Here is a 269-nt window from a genome sequence, read left to right on the forward strand (position 1 = left end):
TTGATAGGTTCGAGGTGGAAGCGTGGTGACATGTGGAGCTGACGAATACTAATAGATCGAGGACTTAACCATATAATATGTAGCAAATGTTATCTAGTTTTGAAGGAATATATATTAAAATTCCTTTTGACATTCTGAAAAGAATGTGTATAATGATAAAAGTCTGGTAATGATGGCAGAGAGGTCACACCCGTTCCCATACCGAACACGGAAGTTAAGCTCTCTAGCGCCGATGGTAGTTGGGACCTTGTCCCTGTGAGAGTAGGACG

Annotated in this window: 1 rRNA gene; it reads left to right on the plus strand. The window is 41.3% G+C overall.

The annotated features are described in order from the left end of the window. Positions 1–162: 162 nt before the first annotated feature. Positions 163–269 (plus strand): 5S ribosomal RNA (rrf, locus tag MR113_RS27765); the annotation flags it as partial.

Origin of the sequence: Bacillus cereus group sp. BfR-BA-01379, assembly GCF_022663605.1 — a bacterium.
GTDB lineage: Bacteria > Bacillota > Bacilli > Bacillales > Bacillaceae_G > Bacillus_A > Bacillus_A mobilis.